At 72.0% G+C, this 21,010-nt stretch carries 9 protein-coding genes and 4 pseudogenes; 5 read left to right on the top strand and 8 right to left on the bottom strand.

Annotation, left to right across the window (positions count from 1 at the left end; translation table 11 throughout):
* Positions 1–33 precede the first annotated feature (33 nt).
* A complete protein-coding gene (locus BN971_RS02530; RefSeq protein WP_085181141.1) occupies positions 34–384 on the top strand; it encodes a DoxX family protein in 351 nt (116 codons plus the stop codon).
* A gap of 13 nt (positions 385–397) precedes the next feature.
* On the opposite strand, the gene BN971_RS02525 is transcribed toward BN971_RS02530, so the two are convergent.
* Positions 398–1,192 (bottom strand): nuclear transport factor 2 family protein, encoded by a 795-nt coding sequence (locus BN971_RS02525; RefSeq protein WP_085180993.1) that lies wholly within the window; start codon positions 1,190–1,192, stop codon positions 398–400.
* Between the two features lie 23 nt (positions 1,193–1,215).
* Here BN971_RS02525 and BN971_RS02520 point away from each other — a divergent pair.
* Positions 1,216–1,677: pseudogene (locus BN971_RS02520) on the top strand (DoxX subfamily protein); the annotation flags it as partial.
* On the opposite strand, the gene BN971_RS02515 reads toward BN971_RS02520, so the two are convergent.
* The 3 genes from BN971_RS02515 to BN971_RS02505 are packed head-to-tail and all read right to left on the bottom strand — an operon-like array spanning position 1,678 to position 5,741.
* Positions 1,678–2,163, bottom strand: coding sequence for a gluconokinase (locus tag BN971_RS02515; protein WP_085181140.1), 486 nt, complete (start codon positions 2,161–2,163; stop codon positions 1,678–1,680). It lies immediately after the preceding pseudogene.
* Positions 2,164–2,195: 32 nt separating this feature from the next.
* Positions 2,196–4,217, bottom strand: a complete 2,022-nt coding sequence (locus tag BN971_RS02510) for a DUF7064 domain-containing protein (protein WP_085180990.1) — start codon at positions 4,215–4,217, stop codon at positions 2,196–2,198.
* An 18-nt stretch (positions 4,218–4,235) separates the two neighbouring features.
* Entirely contained in the window at positions 4,236–5,741 is a 1,506-nt protein-coding gene (locus BN971_RS02505) for a carboxylesterase/lipase family protein (protein ID WP_085180989.1), read from the bottom strand.
* Between the two features lie 80 nt (positions 5,742–5,821).
* Here BN971_RS02505 and BN971_RS02500 point away from each other — a divergent pair.
* A pseudogene (locus tag BN971_RS02500) lies at positions 5,822–6,416 on the top strand (hypothetical protein).
* A gap of 5 nt (positions 6,417–6,421) precedes the next feature.
* On the opposite strand, the gene BN971_RS02495 reads toward BN971_RS02500, so the two are convergent.
* Positions 6,422–7,477: a cytochrome P450 gene (locus tag BN971_RS02495; protein WP_425436610.1), complete on the bottom strand. Its 1,056-nt coding sequence runs from the start codon at positions 7,475–7,477 to the stop codon at positions 6,422–6,424.
* Positions 7,478–7,727: 250 nt separating this feature from the next.
* Between BN971_RS02495 and BN971_RS02490 the strand changes: the two genes are divergently transcribed.
* Both BN971_RS02490 and BN971_RS02485 read left to right on the top strand, forming a co-directional pair.
* Positions 7,728–8,357 (top strand): TetR/AcrR family transcriptional regulator, encoded by a 630-nt coding sequence (locus tag BN971_RS02490; RefSeq protein WP_085181139.1) that lies wholly within the window; start codon positions 7,728–7,730, stop codon positions 8,355–8,357.
* 114 nt (positions 8,358–8,471) lie between these two features.
* Positions 8,472–9,722, top strand: a complete 1,251-nt coding sequence (locus tag BN971_RS02485; RefSeq protein WP_085180986.1) for an HNH endonuclease signature motif containing protein — start codon at positions 8,472–8,474, stop codon at positions 9,720–9,722.
* 84 nt (positions 9,723–9,806) lie between these two features.
* Here the strand turns inward: BN971_RS02485 and BN971_RS02480 are convergent, their stop codons facing one another.
* The 3 genes and pseudogenes from BN971_RS02480 to BN971_RS25265 form a co-directional block, all read right to left on the bottom strand.
* Positions 9,807–12,482 carry a sugar epimerase family protein gene (locus BN971_RS02480; RefSeq protein ID WP_085180985.1) on the bottom strand — a complete coding sequence of 892 codons (2,676 nt, stop codon included), beginning with the start codon at positions 12,480–12,482 and terminating at the stop codon, positions 9,807–9,809.
* Between the two features lie 19 nt (positions 12,483–12,501).
* Positions 12,502–13,581, bottom strand: a pseudogene (locus tag BN971_RS26550) (beta-ketoacyl reductase); the annotation flags it as partial.
* Positions 13,581–21,010: pseudogene (locus tag BN971_RS25265) on the bottom strand (SDR family NAD(P)-dependent oxidoreductase); the annotation flags it as partial. The pseudogenes BN971_RS26550 and BN971_RS25265, both read right to left, overlap by 1 nt.

Here is a 21,010-nt window from a genome sequence, read left to right as displayed (position 1 = left end):
CTGCCCGACAGCTCATTCGGCGAATCGACCGGCATGAACACCGCGTACGTCGTCGTCACGCTGGCGACCGCCTTGATCACCGGGGCGATCGCCGTCGCCGACCTCGTCCCCGCGGGATTCGTGCTGGCGAACTCGGCGGAGGTGGGGGTGCCGCGCTCCTGGCTCCCGGTGCTTGCGGCGCTCAAGCTCGCCGGCGCCCTGGGGCTGGCGGCCGGGCTGCTGGGCCTGCGGAGCCTGGGGATCGCGGCCGCCGCCGGCTTGGTCCTGTTCTTCGTCGGCGCCGTCGTCACGCACCTACGGGCCCGGGTCTTGTACAACATCGCGTTCCCGGGCGCCTATCTCGGCATGTCCGCGACGACGCTGGCGCTGATGATGGCGCACTGAACGATCACGACGATCACGCCGGAAAGTAGCGGATCCGGTCGACCGCCCGACCCCGCCGGTCCACGTCGGCGAACAGCACGCCGCGCCCGTCACGGGTGCCGAGCGAGGTGACCACAGTGAAACCCGCGCCGATCGTCTTGAGCGGGTGAGCCCCGCGGACCCGCTCGACGAAATCGGCGACGTCGAGCGGCTCGTCGTCGCCCAAAGTCGTTGCCGCACCAGGGGATAAGACTCCGCGAACCGCGGCCGCGTCGCCGTCGGCCGCCCCGCCGAGCAACACCTCGACCAGCTTCTTGTGCCGCGTGCCCACCCGCCGAAAGCCCGCCATGAACCCCGCGGTTCCCCGCACTTTCTGGTTGGTCAGCAGCCCCCGCGACAGCCGCAGGGCGGGCGTTGCGGCGCGCGGCCCGGTCCGCAGGAACTGCACCACCATCGCCGGCAGTTCCCAGTAGGCCCGCAGCTCGGCGATCTGCCACTGGCCGTCGTGCTCCCGCAGGTCATACCGCAGAAACGCGGGAATGTGCATGGTCACCGCCGCGCCCATCGCGACCTCCAGCTCGAGGTCGCGCACCACGGTCGTGCCGGAGACGATGTCGAGATCGCGATGGAAAGCGATGTCGCGCGGCCCGACGAAGGTGTCGTAGAAGCGGTAGATCTCCGCGTGCCCGACGTGCGGGCGTGAGCCCACCGGGTCCTCGATGCGGGCGTCGGGGGTGAAGGCGCCCACCCAGCCGTCGCGGTCGTGCACGCTGAACGCCTGCGGCGAGCGTTCCACCGCGTCGATCAGGTCCGCGCGCGAGGCCACCATCAGGTTGCCCCGACCAGCTCGACGCCGAGGCGGCCCTCGAACGCGGACGCGAACTGGCCAGCACCGCCGCCGAACGGGGCGCGCCCTACGCCGAGGCGGCCCTGGAACGCGGCCGCGAACTGGCCAGCACCGCCGCCGAGCGGGGCAAGCCCCTGGCCAAGAAGGCGCGCAAGCGCGGCGAGGAACTCGCCGACGAGGCCGCCGACCGCGCGGCCTATCTGGCCCTCAAGGCGCGCAAGCGGGGCGAGGAACTCGCCGACGAGGCCGCCGACCGGGCGGCACCGCTGGCCAAGAAGGCCCGCAAGCGCAGCGAGAAGCTGGCCAAGCAGGCGCGCAAGCGCAGCGAGAAGCTGGCCAAGCAGGCGCGCAAGCGCAGCGAGAAGCTGGCCAAGCAGGCCAGGGCGCGCGGCGAGGACCTCGCCGACACCGCCCGTGACCGGCTCGAGGACCAGCTCCACACGGGCCGCCGCAAGCTCGGCGTGTAGTCAGCCGCGGCGGGTGCCGTGACGTAATCCCGCGAGCACACCCTCGACGATCGCGTCGACGCCCCGGTCGATGTCGACGACGACGCCGGCTTCGTCGGCGCCGAGGGGTTCCAGGGCGTCGAGTTGGGATCGCAGCAGCGCCGCCGGCATGAAGTGAGCGGTCCTGATCGCCAGCCGCCGCGCGATGACGTCGGCCGAGCCGCTCAGGTGCAGGAACCGAGCCGAGGCGCAGTGCGCGCGCAGTTTGTCACGGTAGGCGCGCTTGAGCGCCGAACAGCTGACCACACCACCGTCGCGGTGGTCGGCCAGCCACCCTCCCACGCGCTCGAGCCAGGGTTGCCGGTCTTCGTCGTCGAGCGGTTCGCCGGCCGCCATCTTGGCGATGTTGGCCGGCGGGTGCAGGTCATCGGCGTCGAGGAACGGCACCCCCAACCGCCGCGCGAGCGCGATCCCCACCGTGGACTTGCCCGATCCGGCCACGCCCATCACCACGATGGGGCCGGAGAGTCCCGGCGCCGTCACCCCGTGTGTTCGCCGAGGTTGCGGTTCCACTCCAGCCACCCGATGCCGCGCCGGCCGTCGGCCGTGCGCACCGTCGCCCAGGCGCGGGGAAACTGGCTCACCCGTCCGTCTTTCGAGAGCAGGCGCACCGGGGCGTGTCCGCACACCTCGACGTCAGCGGTGATCCCGTCGAACGCCACCGCCGCGCTCAGCGGTAAACCGTTGGGCGCGAACGTTTCCCGGGAGTTTACGGTGGTCAGCTCGATCAGGCTCCCGTCGGCATCCTGCGCGTAGCCGATGCTGAATCTCGGCGTGCCGGGGATGCGGATGTTCACCCCGTGCAGGTGGGTGCCGTCGTCGAGGTGCAGCGCGCTCCAGATCCAGTCCATGCTCCACCAGTCGCGCACGCCCCATGAGTGATCGCGCTGACCCGGGACGGAGTCGACGTCGTAGCGGGTGTCCCCGATGGTGACCGTTCCCGAGACGGTGCAAGGGATTTCGTACCGCGTCGTCACTCGGTACGTGTACGGGGTGCCGTCGGTGGTCCACACCAGATGCATCGTCATGTCGACTTCGGTGCCCGGCTCGCCCCGCAGCAGCGCCGACGGGTCCGGGTAGGACTGCGCCCGCGCGCGCACGTCGACGCGGTAGGTCTGCAGCGGCGCGCCGGCGGAGTGGCCGATCTCGAAGTCGTCGCCGCGCACCAGCCAGGGGTCGGCCGGCAGCGGGACCTGGGCGTCGACGGCCACGGTCGGCATATCGGGGCCGCACAGCAGCGCGTGCACCCACGCGGTGTCCTGGTTGGCGACCAGGCCGAGGCGAAACCAGCCGCCCAATCCCTGTGCCACGTCGGCGAAGTCGGCGTACCAGCTCTCGCTCCACAGCGGCTCGGCGCTGGGCCGGTGGGCAAGTTCGTCGTCCGCCGTCGGCCGCAGCGCCTCCGGGACCACCGGGGCGGGCAGCGTCGCCAGCGCGTCGGTGTCGAGCACGTGATCGCAGTGCCGCTGCAGCATCGTCATGAACATCCGGTCTCCGCGCTCGGTGCGCTCGACCAGCATGGACGACACGATGGCCATCATCACGCCGAAAAAGCTTTGCCGCCTTACGCCTTCGGCGACCTCGTCGACGGTGAGGGGCGCGTCGGCTCCATGGGTCCCCAGAGCGTCGTGGTAGGCGCGCAGCAGCGCGTCGTAGTGCTCGCGGCGGTCGGGCGTCGCCAGCGCGCAGCCGAGGAAGTACGACAGGTCGGTCAGCGCCGGGCCCCAGGAGACGGTCTGCCAGTCCACCACGGTGAGCGCCCGGTCGGCGCCGTCGGTGCCGAACAGCATGTTGTCCAGCCGGTAGTCGCCGTGCACCAGACCCCGGACGCGATCCGGCGCCGATTCCTGGGCCTGGTAGCCGTCGAACGCCGCCACCAGGCGCTCGCACACCACCCGGTGCTCCGGCGCGATCTGGTCGCCGTAGCGGTCGATGAACCCGGCATACAGCGGCGCGATAATCGCCTGGCTCAGCGGTGACTCGCGGTTGAGCCACGGCGCGTCGGCCAGCGCGGCCTCTCCTAGCCGGGAGCCCAGCAGCGGGCCGTGCAGGCGGCCCAGTTCGACGACGCCGAGGCGGGCCTGTTCGGTTGTGGCGCCGGCGATTTCGTCGCCGACGAGCGCCGGGCCCGCGTCGCCCAGGAGTATGTCGAACACGCCCGTCGCGGTGTCCACCGCGGCGTGGTAGCACGGCGCGATCGGCCCGCTCAGGCGCGGCGCGATGTCCCGGTAGAAGCTGACCTCGCGCTCGTAAAGGCCCAGGGCCAGGCCGGTTTGGCGGCTCACCGGATCGGTGGCGGCGACCTTCAGCACCACCGAATCGGGCCCGGGCGCACCGGCGTCGGCGTAGGTGAGGCGGACGCGGTAGCACTCGCTCATCTGGCCGGTGCCGATGCGCTCCACGGCGAAGTCCGCGACGGGTCCGGCGCCCACCGCCGCGGTCAGCCACGCGGTGGTGAGGTCACTGGGTCGTTCGATGACGTGCTCGGTCTCGGCATGCATGACGGTCAGCGTGCCAGGTCAGCGCGCCAGAGAGAAGCCGTCCCAGGCCATCCGGCGGTGCGGGTGCGGGTCGAACTCGACGCGGCTCTTGCGGTCGAACACCATCACGGCGCGGTCGGAGACGGTGTAGGCGGGCCAGTCGTCGCCCGGCACCCCGGAGTGGCTGAACGACCGCCAGCGCCGTTGCACCTGGTTGCTGACCTTCAACGCCGCGCGCCGGTCGGCCGCCGCGGTCAGCAATGCGCCGAACCGGGTGCGGTAGACGTCGAAGACCGCGAGCAGCTCGGTGGCGTGGGTGGCCCCCAGGCCCGACCAGCGCAGCGTCCGCGGGGCGTAGTCGTACCGGTACAGGTAGGTGGGCGCGTGGGTGCCGTGAGCCTCGGCGATCTGCCAGGCCGCCGAGCTGAACGCGAAGTCGCCGCCGAGCTGGATGCACGCCGACGGCGCGGGATAGTCGGGGTAGGCGGCGGTGATGCGTTCGCGGGCGGCCGGTTCGGTGTCGGCCAGCAGCTCCTCGATCATCGCCTGATTCGTCGGCAGCATGCGCAGGAAGCGGGTGAACAGCCGGCCCTCTTCGGCGTTGGTCCCGACGATCAGCGGCACCCGATGCGCCCGGCCGCCCCGCATGGCCTCCACGGGGTCGTCGGGCAGGCAGTCGTCGCCGAAAACGGGCCCGATCGGGAAGGCGCCCAGCCGGTCCTCCATGCCCTGGTCGATCAGCCGGTGCTGGGTGTCCACCAGCTGCGCCGGGGACACCCGCATCAGCGTCTCGGCGGCGTCGTGCTCCCCCGCGCCCAGCAGGCGGGCGAAGCGCGCCGCGAACTCCGCGGCGGTGTCGCGCGAGCGGACCATGCCCGAGGCCGGGCTTTCCGAGATCGCCCGCGCGAACAGTCCCTCGGCGGCCGGCACCGACAGCAGCGTGGCCGTGATGTGGGCGCCCGCGCTTTCCCCGAAGATGGTGACCTTGTCCGGGTCGCCGCCGAAGTTGGCGATGTTGTCGCGGACCCACTGCAGCGCCAGGACCAGGTCGCGCAGGAACAGGTTGCTGTCGATGGGGACGTCGGGGGTGGACAGCGCCGACAGGTCCAGGCAGCCCAGCGCGCCGAGGCGGTAGTTCACCGAGACGTACACGCACCCGCGCCGGGCCAGCGCGGCGCCGTCGTACAGCGGCGTGGCCGAGCTGCCCATGATGTAGCCGCCGCCGTGGATGAACACCATCACCGGGAGCGGTTCGTCGTGGGCCCGCTCCGGGGTGACCACGTTCAGGGTCAGGCAGTCCTCGCCCATCGGCTGGTAGCGCCCGACACCGAGCAGGGTGTAACGGCGCTGCTGGGGTGCGCAGTTGGCGAAGCCGTGGCAGTGCCGCACCCCCGACCACGGCAGCGGCGGCTGGGGGGCCCGGAACCTCAACGCTCCCACCGGCGGGCGGGCATACGGGATGGATCGCCAGCGGTTCACGCCGTTGCGGGTGAAGCCCTCGACGGTCCCGGCGGTGGTTCGGGCACGAACGGTGCGCTCATGCATATCCCGACGGTAGCCGACACCACCGGCGCGACGCGCGCGCAGCGGCCTATTTCTGCTTCCGTGGCGGTTAGCCTGTCGGGATGCGGCTCGCCGCGCTGATCGCAGCGTCGTTACTGGTCGCCGGCTGCTCGCACACGGTCGCCGGCCGCTCCGCGCCACCACCGCCACCGTCGGGAGGCTCGCCCCTGGATCCAGGCGGGCCATGCCGCCGATCCGGCCCGCTATCACAGCGCCACCCGCGACGGCTCCGTCACGCCCCTGGGTGACGACATCGCCTTCACGGCCGCGGCCGGCAAGGCCTCCTGCGCGACCGACGCCAAACACACCGGCGGCGCGCTCATCTGCCTGGTGCAGCTCACCAGTCCCCCGCCACGGCCCGACACCGCCTACGGTGACTGGAAGGGCGGGTGGGTCGACTTCGACGGCACGACGCTTCAGGTCGGGGCCGCGCGCGCTGACCCGGGCCCGTTCGTCAACGGCGACGGGCCCGAACTGGCCGATGGGGACACGCTGTCCTTCGGCGACTACCGCTGCCGCGCCGACCAGGGCGGCCTGTTCTGCGTCAACTACGCGCACCAGTCGGCGGCGCGAGTGGCGCCCGCGGGCGTCCAGCCGTTCGGTTGCCTGCGCTCGGTGCCGCCGCCGGACGGTGTCGGTATCGCCTTCGCGTGCTGAGCCGGTCACCAGCTGACCGGCAGCTCCTTCATGCCGTAGATATCGGCTTCCTTGAACTTCAGCTCCTCCGGTGGCACCGCCAGCTTCAGTCCCGGCAGCCGCCGCGCCAGCGTGGCGAATGCCACCTGCATCTCGACGCGAGCGAGGTTCTGCCCGATGCACTGGTGGGCTCCATAGCCAAAACCCACGTGGCCACGAGCGTTTCGGTCAGCGTCGAGCACCTCCGGGTGGTCGACGAATTCGGTGTCCCAGTTGCCGGCCGGCAGGTTCATGACGACCATGTCCCCGGCCCGGATCGTCTGACCGCCGAGGACGAAGTCTTCGGTGGCCACCCGGTCGACCTGCGCGTGCACGATGCTGAGATAGCGCATCAGCTCTTCGACGACGTTGGCGACGAACGCGGGATCGTCGGACTGCCCGAGTCGTTCGAAAACCCGCGGATTCTCAAGCAGCGCAACGGTTCCCAGCGAGATCATGTTGGCGCTGGTTTCGTGGCCGGCCAGCATCATGATCGCGCCGTTCAGCGCCGCCGTCGCCCGGGTGAGCTGGCCGGTCATCACGTAACCGGTGACCAGCCGGCTGATCAGGTCGTCGCCGGGGTCGTGCTCGCGGCGGGCCACCAGTTCCTCGATGTAGGCAAACATCGCCGCAAGCGATTCGCCCCGCTGCTCGTCGGTCGTCTTCGACTCCAGCCCGAGCGTGCTGTGGTGCTGGAAGAAACCCAGGTCCTCGGACGGCACCCCCAGCAACAGCGCGATCACCAAGGACGGGACCGGTAGGGCGAAGTCGTGCACCAGGTCGGCAGGTGGACCGGTCCGGATCATGTCGCCCAGGTGCTGGTCGACCAATTCCTGAATGCGGGGCCGCATGGCCTCGCAGCGCCGGAAAGTGAAGTCGCGGACCATCATGCGCCGCAGCCGGTGATGCTCGGGATCGTCGATGCGGGGAAACATCACCGGTGGCGTGCCGTCGGAGCCGGCCGGCTTCAGGAAGGAGGGAATCGTGTCCGCGGACAGCCGCGGATCAAGCAGCGCCTCCCTGACGTCCTCATACCGGCTCACGGCCCAAGCGGGCCGGCCGTGGTACATCACCCGTTGCAGCCCGGGTTGTTCGCGCCAGCTCGTGAACTCCGGCGGGGGCGCGAGGGGACAGCGCGGGTCCCGCACCGCGGGGATGACCGGGAGGCCCGCCTCGGGGCACCCAGAAGACGTTGATACCAAAGGAGTTTCCCGCTAACTGTCAGCCATCTGCCAATTGCCCGAGCCTAAATGGTCGTCGTACTGGCAGTCAACTGTCAGTTATCCTGTGGGGGTGACAGCGGTTGAAGACCGGCCGTTGCGGGCGGACGCGGCCCGCAATGTGGCACGCATCCTGCGTGCCGCGCGCGATACCTACGGCGAGCTCGGGCCCGACGCCTCGGTGGAAGCGGTCGCCCACCGGGCGGGTGTCGGCGAGCGAACCCTCTACCGCCGGTTCCCCACCAAGGCGTCGCTGGTCCGCGCGGCCCTGGACCACAGCGTCGCCGAGAATCTCACGCCGGCAATCGATGTCGCGCGCAGGTCCGACGACGCACTGGCGGGCCTGGCCGACCTGATCGGCGCCGCGATATCGCTGGGTGCGCGCGAACGTAACCTCTTGACCGCCGCCCACCGGGCCGGCTCGCTCACCCCCGACATCTCGGTCGCGCTGAACGACGCGCTCGGCGAGCTGGTTCGCCGCGGCCAGCAGGCCGGGCGGATACGCGCCGACCTGGTCGCCGACGACCTCCCGCGCCTCATCGCGATGCTCTACAGCGTGCTGTCGACGATGGACCTGGCCGGCAACGGCTGGAAACGCTACGTCGCGCTCGTCCTCGACGCGATATCGACCGGCGACCGACGGCCGCTGCCCCCGGCGCCCGCCTTTCGTTACGCGGGTGACCCGAACAGCTGGCCGCTGTGAGCGACTCGGCGCTCGTGGGCTAGCCGGGCGGGCCGCTGCTGACAGCGGCGCCCGCCCGCTACGTCCCTGGCGGCTTGGCCGGGTGTTGTCGTAGGTGGCTGTCATGATGGCGCCATGTCGTCGATCGCATCCGCTGACGCTGTGGCGATGAGCCCTGGCGAGCGCCTTGACGTGCTGTTCGAGGAGCTGGCCGAATTGACCGGTCAGCGCAACGCGATCGATGGGCGCATCGTGGAGATCGTGGCCGAGATCGATCGCGACCAGTTGGGCGGCGTCACCGGGGCTCGGTCGGTGCCGGCGTTGGTGGCCTGGAAGACCGGCTGCTCGCCGGCCAACGCCCACACGATCGCCACCATCGCCAGCCGGCTGCAGGAGTTCCCACGCTGCGCCCAAGGCATGCGCGAGGGCCGGCTATCGCTGGATCAGGTCGGCGTCATCGCCGCGCGGGCCGGCCAGGGGTCCGATGCGCACTACGCCCAGCTGGCCGCGGTAGCCACGGTCAACCAGCTGCGCACCGCGATCAAGCTCGAACCGCGACCCGAACCCGAACCTCGCCCCCAGCCCGAGCGCTCGATCACCTCGACCACCACCGAGCAGGGCAGCTGTTACCGGATCACCCTTGACCACCTGGACGCCGCAAAGTTCGACGCCGCCTTGGCCTCTCATCGTGATGCGCTGATCGCCCAATGGCGCCACGATCACGGCGATGCCGCGGGCGCGTCCGATCAGCGACCCCCGTTGCCGACCACCGCCGACGCGTTTATGCGCCTGGTCGAGGCGGGATGGGACGCCGAGGCGACCCGCCGGCCCCACGGGCAGCACACCACCGTCGTGGTGCACGTCGACATCGAACGGCGCGCTGCGGCACTGCATCTGGGCCCGCTGCTCACCGACGGCGAAAACCGATACCTCACCTGTGATGCCACCGCCGAGGTCTGGTTCGAACGGCACGGCGAGGTCATTGGTGCCGGCCGGGCGACGCGGCTGATCAACCGGAGGCTTCGCCGCGCCCTGGAGCATCGCGACCGCACGTGCGCGGTTCCGGGCTGTAGCGCCACCCGTGGTCTGCACGCCCATCACATCCGGCACTGGGAAGACGGCGGCCCGACGGAGTTGGCCAACCTGGTGCTGCTCTGCCCGTACCATCACCGGTTGCACCATCGAGGCGTCATCACGATCACCGGATCCGCAAGCGCTCTCACGGTCACCGACACCGCCGGCCGAGCACTGAGCCCGGGATCGCTGGCGCGCCCGCCCACTCAACCCCCGCCCGCCGTGGCCCCGTGCCCGGGACCTACGGGCGAACGCGCCCAGTGGTGGTGGTATGACCCCTTCCAACCCCCACCACCACCCACAAGCAACTAGCCAGGCCGTCGGGGCTGCTACGGCGTAAGACGCTGGGGCGCAACGGGATTCGTTCTCCCGCAACGCCGCCGCCGTCTCGGACGGTCACTGCGTGGGACGGTCAGCCGACACAGACGGATCGCGTTCCGGCGCCAGTTCGAGCACCCGGATCTCACCGCTGCCGCCGTCGACCTCGATCAGCGCGCCCGGCGGCAAACTGCGGGTGGCGCCCTGGGCGTCCACCACGCACGGGAAGCCGAATTCGCGGGCCACCACCGCGGCGTGCGACATCGGGCCGCCGAGTTCGGTCACCACCGCCGCGGCGTAGCAGAAGGCCGCGGTGTAGCCGACGTCGGTGACCTCCGCGACCAGGATCTCCCCCGGCTGCAGGTCGTCGATCGTCTCGGGCCGCACGATGCGCACCCGGCCCCGCACCCGCCCCCCGCAGACGCCGACCCCGCGCAGGGTCTCGCCGCCGGCGAGCGCCGGCGGGGCCTCGCCGGACGGTTCCCAACTCCCGCTGAACACCGTCGGGGGGACGATCCCGACCAGCCTGTTGCGCTCGGCCCGGCGCCGGGCCACCAGCGCCGCCACGTCCCGCGGCAGCCGCCCGATGTCGTCGAGTTCGTCGACCAAAAGGTAGAACACGTCGTCGGCGGTCTCGAAGACCCCGGCGCCCACGAGCCGGCGGCCGTATTCGCGCAACAGGGCGCGCAACACCCAGTTCGCGCGCACCACCTTGTCGCGGCGCGCCTCGCGGTCGCGGATCTGCCGCGCCGCCAGGCCGGCCACCGCCTTGGCCCGCAGAGGAATCCGCGGGGGACGGGGCCGCGGCGGCGGTGGCGCGCTCATCGCCCGGATCACCATGCGCACCAACAACTCCGGGTCGTCGGCGTAGCTCGTGGACAGCATCTCGAGCTCGGCGGGGCCGCGGTGACCGATCAGGGCCAGCTCGTCGCGGACGGCGGCGTGAAACTCCGGCGCCTCGGCGGCCAGTCGCTCCAGGTGCCGGCCGGGCTCGGCCAGCAGCCGGCTCACCGTCGGATCGCGCCGCGCGGCGGCCGCCAGGCGCTGCACCGCCTCCACCGGGCGGGCGCTGACCAATTCCGGTCCCGCCGAGGGGGCGGTCTCCTTTCCGCACAGGCCGCGCAGCAACACGCTGAACGCCGCGCACAGCATGAACGACCCGGAGGCCAGCACCCAGCCGTGGACGACCTGGTCGCGCGCCAGCAGGATGAGGCTGAGCAGCCGGCGATCGTCGAGCCGGGTGAGGTCGCCCCCGGCCAGACGCTCCAGCCGGTCGACCTCGGCGATGAAATCCGCGGTGTCGCGGGGCGAATCGGCGCTGAGGCCGATCAGGTTGACCCCGAACACCCCGATGTTGCGGACGACGCGCAATTGCCTTGGAAGACGGCCGGATTGCACCGGTGGCTGCTCGTCGCCGAAGACCGGCAGCGAGGCCATGCTCGGGCCGAAGTACCCGCTGGTGCTGACGACCGTGGCGGGCTTGACGAACGGCACCGCTTCGGCCATGAAGTGCGCCGAGGTGATCCCGCCGTATAGCCGGTGGGCGAACACCGCGACGGTGCGCATGGCGATCTCGCGCTGGATAATTCCGCCGGGCCGCAGCCGCTCGGCGATGGCGACGCCGCCGGCGCGCAGCCCACGCACGGTCACCGACGCCGACGACGGCGAGAAGGGGCCGGGCAGCGCCTCCGACAGGTTGGTCGCCAGGTAGGTCGGGAAGCGGGGGTCGATCGGGGTGTCGAATTCGCCGTTGAGCCCTTCCGGCCCAGCCAATCTCGGCCGCACCCCGTCGTCCGCGGGAGCGTCGACGGCGGGCAGGTCCTGGATGGCGGCCAGCCGCCACGGGACGGACATGGTTCGCCCGGCCAGCGTGACGCGCCCGCGCACCGCCTGCGCCAGCTCCGCGAGGCACTCGTCGGCGGTCCATGCCGGCCGGAATCCCCACTGGTCGCGCAGCCGATCGGTGTTCATCGGCGCGGCGCTTTGCAGCAGTTCGAGTACGGCGATCGAGGTAGGGCCGCGACGCGCCAGCGCGCCGATCGGGCCGCTCAGGCGGACGACGGGACGTCCCAGGGCGGCGGCGATCTGGCGCAGCGTCGGCGCGCCGTGACCGGCGAGATTGACCGGCCCGCTTGCGGTTTCGCTGTCGAGGAGGGCGCGCACGAGTAGCCGCAACGCGTCGTCCAGGTGGACCAGCTGCACGCCGCGGTCCACCTCGGCGCCGCACAGCACCGGCAGCGCCAGGACTCGCCGCACCCAGTTGTCGACGCCGCGACCGACCACCGGGGCGCTGCGGACCACCACCGACTCCACGCCGGACTCCGCGAGCAGCGCCTCGACGCGGGCCCGGTGCCTGCCCTCGGCGGTCACCGGGGCGAGGGTGTCGGCCTCGGTCCGCGGCCGGACTCCCCCGCCGTACACGTGCGCCGACGACGGGAAGACGATTCGCCGCGCCCCCGTCGCCGCCATGGCCGCCAGCACGTTGCGCGCGCCGTCGACGTTGACCTGCCGGCTGATCCGGGCGTCCGGTCCCGGGCTCGTGGCCCAGGCGCAGTGGGCGACGACGTCCGCGCCGGCGAGGCAGCGCTTGACCGCGACCGCGTCGCGGACGTCCACCTGGGCGAATTCTGCTGCGCTGGGCCAGCTCTGGGGCCGACGGCGCGCGATCCCGACGACCTCGTGACCCTGGCCGAGCAGTCGGGAGGCCAGGCCGCGGCCGACGACGCCGCCGGCCCCGGTGACCGCGATTCTCATGGATCAGCCCGGCGCATCGTCAGTCGTCGTCGTCCAGCAAGGCCGCGTTGACGAGGTCGTCAAGGTCCATCTCCGCGATGTCCTTTTCGGTGGTCACCGTCGGGGCGGTGCCCTGGCCGTCGCCGTTGGTCTCGCTGGCCAGCGCGAGCAGCAGCTCCAGCACTCCGGCCTGTCGCAGGCGCTTCACGGGTATCGACCCGACGACGCGCTGGATGTCGGCGTCCCCGGGCGCCGCGGCGCCCGGGGCGGATTGCTCGGCCGCTCCGACGAGTTCGCGGTGCATGTAACCCGCCAGCGCCGCGGAGTTCGGGTAGTCGAAGATGAGCGTCGGCGAAAGCGGCAGACCGGTGGCGGTTTTGAGCCGGTTGCGCATCTCGACCGCGGTCAGCGAGTCGAAGCCCAGCTCCTGGAAGGCGCGGTCCGGGTCGATCGACTCGGGGTTGGGGACGCCCAGCACGGTGGCGATGTTCGAGCGCACGAGGTCCAACAGGATCGCGTGCTGCTCGTCGTCGGCCAGCCCTTCGAGCCGTTGCAGCAGTGCGGATTTCGACTTCGCCGCCGCGAGGGTGTCTTCGACCTGCCGCCGGGCCGGCGCATTGATCAGGTCGACGAACATCGGCGGCAGCGTTCCCCCGTCGAACTTGACCCGCAGCGCGGCGAGGTCGATGTGGGCGGGGATGAGGAAGGGCTCGTCGACGATCATCGCGGTGTCGAGCAATCGGAGGGCCTCCTCCGACGACATCGCCACGATGCCGTCGCGGGCGAACCGCGCGAAGTCGACGCTCGCCAGCCCGCCGGTCATGGCGCTGGCCTGGTTCCACAGACCCCAGCCCAGCGAGATCGCCGGCAGGCCCTGCGCTTGCCGATGGGCCGCCAGCCCGTCCAGGAAGGAGTTCGCGGCCGCGTAGTTGCCCTGACCGGACGAACCAACCAGGCCGGCCATCGACGAGAACAGCACGAACGCCGACACGTCCAGGTCGCGGGTCAGCTCGTGCAGGTTCCACGCGGCGTCCACCTTCGCCCGCAGCGCCACGTCCATCCGTTCGGGGGTCAGTGACGTCACCACCGCGTCGTCGAGCGCGCCGGCCGTGTGGATGACGGCCACACCGACAGGTCCGCGGACGGCGCGACCGACCCCGCGCTCAGCAGGCCCTCCGCGTGCAGCACCCAGCCGGATCCGGCCTCGCCACGCGAGAACACCGACACCGCGCGGCCGCCCAGTTCGTCGGGACCGCCGACGACGACCTGCACGGCCACCGAGCCGGAGGCGGGCAGGACCAACGGCGCCGCCAGGTTCAACTCGTCGACAACCCCGCACCCCACCTCGTCGCCGGCCCGGATCGCCAGCTCGACGAAGCCCGCGCCGGGGAACAGCACGACGCCACCGACGGCGTGATCGGCCAGCCAGCCCTGCACCCTCGGCGCCAGCCGGCCCGTCAGCACCACACCGCCGGACGCCGGCAATTCCACCACCGCGCCCAGCAGCGGGTGATCGCCCGCGCCCAGCCCCAGCCCGGCGGCATCGACGGCGGCGCCGTCGTTCGACAACCAGAACCGCCGGCGCTCAAAGGCGTACGTGGGCAACTCCACGAGGTCGGCCGTTCCCAGCGCGCCGCGCCAATTCACCGGCATGCCGGTGACGAAGCCGCGCGCGACCGCGTCGGTCAGCGCCTCCGGTTCGGGGCGGTCACGGCGCAGCGCGGACACCGTGGTGACCGGCGCGTCGGCCAGCAGTTCCTCGATCGAGGCCGTCAGCCCGCTGGCCGGACCGACCTCGAAAAACCGTGTCGCGCCGGCGGAATGCGCGAAGCGGATGCTGTCGGCGAAGCGGACCGCCTCGCGGATGTGCCGCTTCCAGTAGGCGGGCGAGGCGAAGTCGTCCCCGGCCGGCCCGCCGGTCAGGTTCGACACGATCGGGATCGCCGGTTGCCCGACGGCGAGGCCGGACGCGACCGTCCCGAACTCGTCGATCATCGGGTCCATCAACGGCGAGTGGAACGCGTGCGACACGGCGAGCCGGTGCACCCGGCGGCCCTGCGCGCGCAGCCGCTCCGCCACGGCGGCCGCGGCGCCTTCGGCGCCCGAAACCACCACGGACTCCGGACCGTTGACCGCCGCGAGGCCGACCTGCTCGCTCAGCAGGGGGCGCACCTCCTCCTCGGTGGCCTGCACGGCGAACATCGCCCCGCCCGGCGGCAGGGCCTGCATGAACCGGCCGCGCGCGGCCACCAGCACCGCCGCGTTCTCCAGCGACAGCACGCCGGCGACGTGGGCCGCCGACAACTCGCCGACCGAATGACCCATCACGAAGTCGGGCCGCACGCCCCAGGATTCGAGCAACCGGAACAACGCCACTTCCACCGCGAACAGGGCGGGCTGAGCGAATTCGGTGGCGCTCAGCAGGTTTTCGTCATGCCCCCACATCACCTCGCGCAGCGGTCGCAGCAAGTGCCGGTCGAGCTCGGCCACCACGGTGTTGAAGGCCTCGGCGAACACCGGGTAGCCGGCGTGCAGCCCCATGCCCATGCCCAGCCATTGCGAGCCCTGCCCCGGGAAGACGAACACGGTCTTGCCCGCGGGGGTGGCGGTGCCGCGGATCCCCGAGCCCACGTCGCCACCGGCCAACTCGTCCTGGCCGTAGGTCGCCAGCAGCGCCTGCGCCTCGATGGGATCGCCCAGCGTGGTCCCGGTCCCGTGGCCCTCCACCACATCCACGTCGGCCGCCGACAGCCCCGCGTTGGCCAGCGCCGCGCGCAGCACCCGCTGCTGCGAGGGGCCGTTGGGCGCGGTCAGCCCGTTGGACGCGCCGTCCTGGTTGACCGCGGTGCCGCGGACGATCGCCAGCACCGGATGCCCCAACCGATGCGCGTCCGAGAGCCGCTCCACCACCAACATCGCGCCGCCCTCGGAGAATCCGGTCCCGTCGGCCGCCCCCGCGTACGCCTTGCAGCGGCCGTCGGGCGACAAGCCGCGCATTCGGCTGAACTCCACGAAGATGTCGGGCGTGGCGTTCACGGTGACCCCGCCGGTCAGTGCCAGGTCGCACTCGCCCGAGCGCAGCGACTGCACCGCCATGTGCAGCGCCACCAACGACGACGAACACGCGGTGTCCACCGACACCGCCGGGCCCTCCAGCCCCAGCACATACGACACCCGACCCGACGCCACGCTGGAGGACTGCCCGGTCAGCCGGAAGCCCTCGGCCGCCGGCGGCGCGCCGATGCCGTAGCCCTGCGTGTACACCCCGGCGAACACCCCGGTGGCGCTGCCGCGCAGGCCGCCGGGATCTATCCCGGCCCGCTCCAACGCCTCCCACGACAACTCGAGGAACATGCGCTGCTGCGGGTCCATCGCCAGCGCCTCACTCGGTGCGATGCCGAAGAACGCCGGGTCGAAGTCGGCGACGCGGTCGACGAATCCTCCGGTGCGCGTGTAGCAGGTTCCCGGAACGTCGGGGTCGGGGTTGAAGAGCCCGTCCACGTCCCAGCCGCGGTCGCCCGGGAACTCCGACAGGACGTCGCGCCCCTGCACCAGCATGTCCCACAGGTCCTCGGGGCACTCGATCCCGCCGGGATACCGGCACGACATGCCGACGATCGCGATCGGATCGTCGCCCGTGGCGCGAACCGCGGGTACCTGCTTGACTTCCTGCGGCGCGCCGGCCAATTCGGCGCGCATGTACTCGGCCAGGCCGTTGGGCGTCGGGTAGTCGAAGATGAGCGTGGGCGACAGCGACAGCCCGGTGGCCGCCTTGAGCCGGTTGCGCATCTCGACCGCGGTCAGCGAGTCGAAGCCCAGGTCCCCGAAAGCCTTGTCGGGATCGATGACCTCGGGGCTGACGTTGCCCAGCACGGTGGCGATGTGGGAACGCATCAGGTCGACCAGGACCGCGCGTTGTTCGGATTCGGGCAGCCCGTGCAGCCGTTGCGCCAGCGCCGATTTCGACTTCGCGGCGGCCAGCGAGTCGTCGACCTGACGGCGGCTGGGCGCGTTGACGAGGTCGGCGAACATCGGTGGCACCGCGACCGCGTGGGCGCGCAGCGCGGCGAGGTCGATGCGGGCGGGAGCGAGGAAAGCCTCGTCGAGGACCATGGCCGTGTCGAACAATTCCAGCGCCTCGTCGGAGGACAACGCCAGCACGCCGTCGCGGCCCAGGCGCGCCCGACCGGCGGCGTCCAGGCCGCCGGTCATGTCGCTAACCTGATCCCACAACCCCCACCCCAGCGAGATCGCCGGCAGGCCCGACGCCCGCCGGTGCGCGGCCAGCCCGTCCACGAAGGTGTTCGCCGCGGCGTAGTTGGCCTGGCCGGACGAGCCCACCAGCCCCGCCAGCGACGAGAACAGCACGAACGCCGACACGTCCAGGTCGCGGGTCAGCTCGTGCAGGTTCCACGCCGCGTCGGCCTTGGCGCGCAGCACCGCGTCGAGGCGCTCGGGGGTCAGCGACGTCACCACCGCGTCGTCGAGGACACCGGCGGCGTGGATGACAGCCGAAAGTCGTTGCTCTGCAGTGATATCGGCGATGAGCGCGGCCAACTCGTCGCGGTCGGCCGCGTCGCAGGCCACCACCCGCGCCCGGGCGCCGGAGGCTTCGAGTTCGGCCACCAGCTCGCCCGCGCCCGGCGCGTCGGGACCGCGCCGGCTCACCAGCACCAGGTCGCGCACGCCGTGGCGGGCCACCACGTGCCGCGCCAGCGCCGAACCCGCCATCCCGGTGCCACCGGTGATCAACACCGTGCCCGACGCCCACGCGTCCGGCATCACCATCACGACCTTGCCCACGTGACGCGCCTGGCTCAGATACCGCAGCGCCGCCGGCGCCCGCCGGATGTCGAAAGTCGTCACCGGCAACGGCCGCAGTATCTCGTCGCCGAACAGCGCGGTGAGTTCGGCGAGCATCTGCTGGATGCGGTCGGGTCCCGACTCGAACAGGTCGAAGGCGCGATAGCGCACGCCGGGGTAGTCCCCGGCGATGACGTGCGCATCGCGGATGTCGGTCTTGCCCATCTCCAGGAAGATGCCGCCCGGGGCGACCAGCCGCAGCGAGGCGTCGACGAATTCACCGGCCAGCGAGTCCAGCACCACATCGAAACCGCGGCCACCGGTCACCGCCCGGAACTTCTCCTCGAACTCCAGGCTCCGCGAATCCGAGATGTGGTCCTCGTCAAAACCCATCGCCCGCAACGTGTCCCACTTACCCCGGCTCGCGGTGGCGAACACCTCCAGGCCCAGGTGACGCGCCAGCTGCACCGCCGCCATCCCGACCCCACCGGCCGCGGCGTGCACCAGGACGCGCTGCCCGGGCTTGACGTCGGCCAGTTGCACGAACGCCATCCAGGCGGTGGTGAAGACGGCGGATATGGCGGCGGCCTCGGCGTAGGACCAGCCCGCCGGCATCGGCAGCAGCAACCGGGTGTCACCGGCGACCAGCGTGCCGCTGCCGTCGGGGAAGAATCCGTACACCGAGTCACCGACCGCGAAATCGGTGACGCCCGGGCCGACTTCGACGACCACGCCCGCGCCCTCGCCGCCGAGCAGGGCGTCGTGGGTGAACATGCCCAGGATGATCATGACGTCGCGGAAGTTGGCGGCGATCGCCCGCATGGACACCCGGACCTGGCCCGGCTCCAGCGGCGCGCCCGCGTTGGGCACCGGTTCCAGGCGCAGATTCTCGAAGGTTCCGGCGCCGCTGATGCCGAGCCGCCACGGGCCGTCGCCGGGCGGAGTCAGGATCCCGCTGACCGCGCGGCTGCCGTGCACCCGCGGGGCGTAGGCCGTTCCGCCGCGCAGCACCACCTGCGGCGCGCCGGTCGCCAGCACCGCGGCGACGGCCGAATCGTCCAGCGGCGCATCGGAATCGACGAGCACGATGCGGCCGGGGTGCTCGGTCTGCGCCGATCGCACCAGCCCCCAGACCGCCGCGCCCGACAGATCGGTGACGTCCTCCCCCGCCAGCCCCATTGCGCCGCGGGTGGCCACCACCAGGACACCGGAGTCGCGGCCGGTCACCCAGGCCTGCACGGCGGCCAGCGCCCGGCGCGTTCGCTCGTGCGCGGCCGCCACCGTCGGCTGGTCGGTGGCAACGGATTCGAAGACCTCGTGTGCCGGGCGGTCGCTGCCGGCGGGCGCTGTCCCGACCCCGGGTGACCACACCACCTCGAAGAGCCGGTCGGGGCCCGCGCCGGATACCGCCGCGCGCAACTGTTGCCCGGACACCGGGCGCGCCGCCATCGACGCCACCGACAGCACCGGCAGACCCAGGCCGTCGGCCAATTCGATTGATATAGCAGGAGTTCCGGCCCGGCCCGTCGGCGCGATGCGTGCCCGCACCGCCGACGCACCCGCGGCATGCAGGGACACGCCCTGCCAGGAGAACGGCAACAACACGTCGGCGCCGTCTCGGTCGGCCATCACGGCCGCGTGCAACGCCGCGTCGAGCAGCGCCGGGTGGATGCCGAACCCGTTGACCCCTCCGGCCGCCTCGGGCAGCGTCACTTCGGCGAAGACTTCCTCGCCGCGAACCCACAGGGCGGTCACGCCGCGGAACGCCGGTCCGTAGCCATAGCCGTTGGCCGCCAACCGTTCGTAACCGTCGGCGGCGTCCACGGCGACCGCGCCGGCGGGCGGCCACACCGACAAGTCCGCGGCCGGCTCGACCGATCCGGGGCTCAGCACGCCCTCGGCGTGGCAGATCCACGCCGAACCGGCGTCCGCGTCGGCACGCGAGTAGACCGAGAACGTCCGCCGGCCGCCGTCGCCGCCGTCGTCGCCGTCGTCGTTCGAGGCCGGGCCGATCACCACTTGCACCGCAACGGATCCCAGCCCGGAGTCCACGGTGGGCAGCAGCAGCGGCGCCTGCAGCGTCAACTCGTCGACCGCCGAGCAGCCGACCTCGTCGCCGGCGCGGATCGCCAGCTCCACGAATCCCGCACCCGGGAACAGCGTCGTGCCCGACACCGCGTGGTCGGCCAGCCAGCCCTGCACGGTCGGCGACAGCCGGCCCGTCAGCACGACCCCGCCGGAAGCCGGCAGCTCCACCACCGCCCCCAGCAGCGGGTGCTCGCCGGCGGCGAGGCCCAGGCCCGTCGCGTCGGCGCCCGCACCCTCACCGGAGATCCAAAACCGGCGCCGCTCAAAGGCGTACGTCGGCAGTTCGGCGAAGCCCGCGCCCGCCAGCGCGCCGCGCCACTGCACGTTCACGCCCGCGACGAACGCCGCCGCGGCCGACGTCAGGAAACGCTCGAGGCCGCCGTCGTCGCGGCCGAGCGTGGGAACGACGATCGCGTCGACGTCGCCCCCGGCGCCGGCCAGGCAGTCGGTGGCGGTGTCCTCGATCCCGGCGATCAGCGCCGGGTGTGGGCTCGATTCGACGAAGGTGCGATAGCCGTGCTCACAGGCGCTGCGCACCGCCTGGTCGAACTGCACCGTCTGGCGGATGTTGCGGTACCAGTAGTCGGCACCCAAATCGGCGGTGTCCAAACGGCTTCCGGTGACCGTGGAGAAGAAGGCGGTGCGCGAGGAACGCGGCTCGATGCCGGCCAGCGCGCGACCGAGCTCCTCCTGGATGGCCTCCACCTCCACCGAATGCGAGGCATAGTCCACGTCGATGCGACGGGTGCGCAGCTCCTGGGCGGCGCAGGCCTCGATCAGCTCCTCGAGGGCGGCCACCTCCCCCGACACGACGACCGCCGACCGCCCGTTGACGACGGCGATGCCGAGCCGGGCGCCGTACCGGGACAACAGTTCCCGCGCCCGCTCGGCGCCGCAGGCGATCGACACCATGCCGCCCGGCCCGGCCAGTGCCGTCAGCAACTTGCTGCGCAGCGTGACCACCTTCGCCGCGTCACGCAGCGACAGCGCGCCGGCGACGTACGCGGCGGCGATCTCGCCCTGCGAGTGACCGATCACCGCGTCCGGACGCACCCCCACCGACTTCCACAGCTCGGCCAGCGACACCATCACCGCGAACAGCACCGGCTGCACGACGTCCACGCGGTCCAGCCCGGGAGCGCCGGGCGCGCCGCGCAGGACATCGGTGAGCGACCAGTCGACGAACTCCGCGAAGGCCTCCTCGCAGGCTTCGATCTGCGCGGCGAACGCCGGTGCGGTGTCGAGCAATTCGACGCCCATGCCCGGCCACTGCGAGCCCTGGCCGGGGAACACGAACACGGTCTTGCCCGCGGGGGTGGCGACGCCGCGGATCACCGAGCCGACCTCGTTGGCGGCCAGCTCGTCGAGCCCGGCCAGCAACCGGTCGCGATCGGCGCCGACGACCACCGCGCGGTGCTCGAACGCCGACCGGCCCGCCAACGTCCAGCCGACGTCCGCGGGGTCGGTCGCGGGGTGCGCCCGCAGGTGGGCGGCCAGCCGCGCGGCCTGCGCCGATAGCGCCGGCGCGGACTTGGCCGCGAGTACCCATGGCAGCACCGGCAATTCGGGCCGTTCGTCGACGCGCGGCCGCGCGGGCGGGGCCTCCACGATCACGTGCGCGTTGGTGCCGCTGATCCCGAACGACGACACTCCCGCGC

Origin of the sequence: Mycobacterium bohemicum DSM 44277 (genome assembly GCF_001053185.1) — a bacterium.
Lineage (GTDB): Bacteria > Actinomycetota > Actinomycetes > Mycobacteriales > Mycobacteriaceae > Mycobacterium > Mycobacterium bohemicum.
This window is presented reverse-complemented; position numbering and strand designations above follow the sequence as displayed.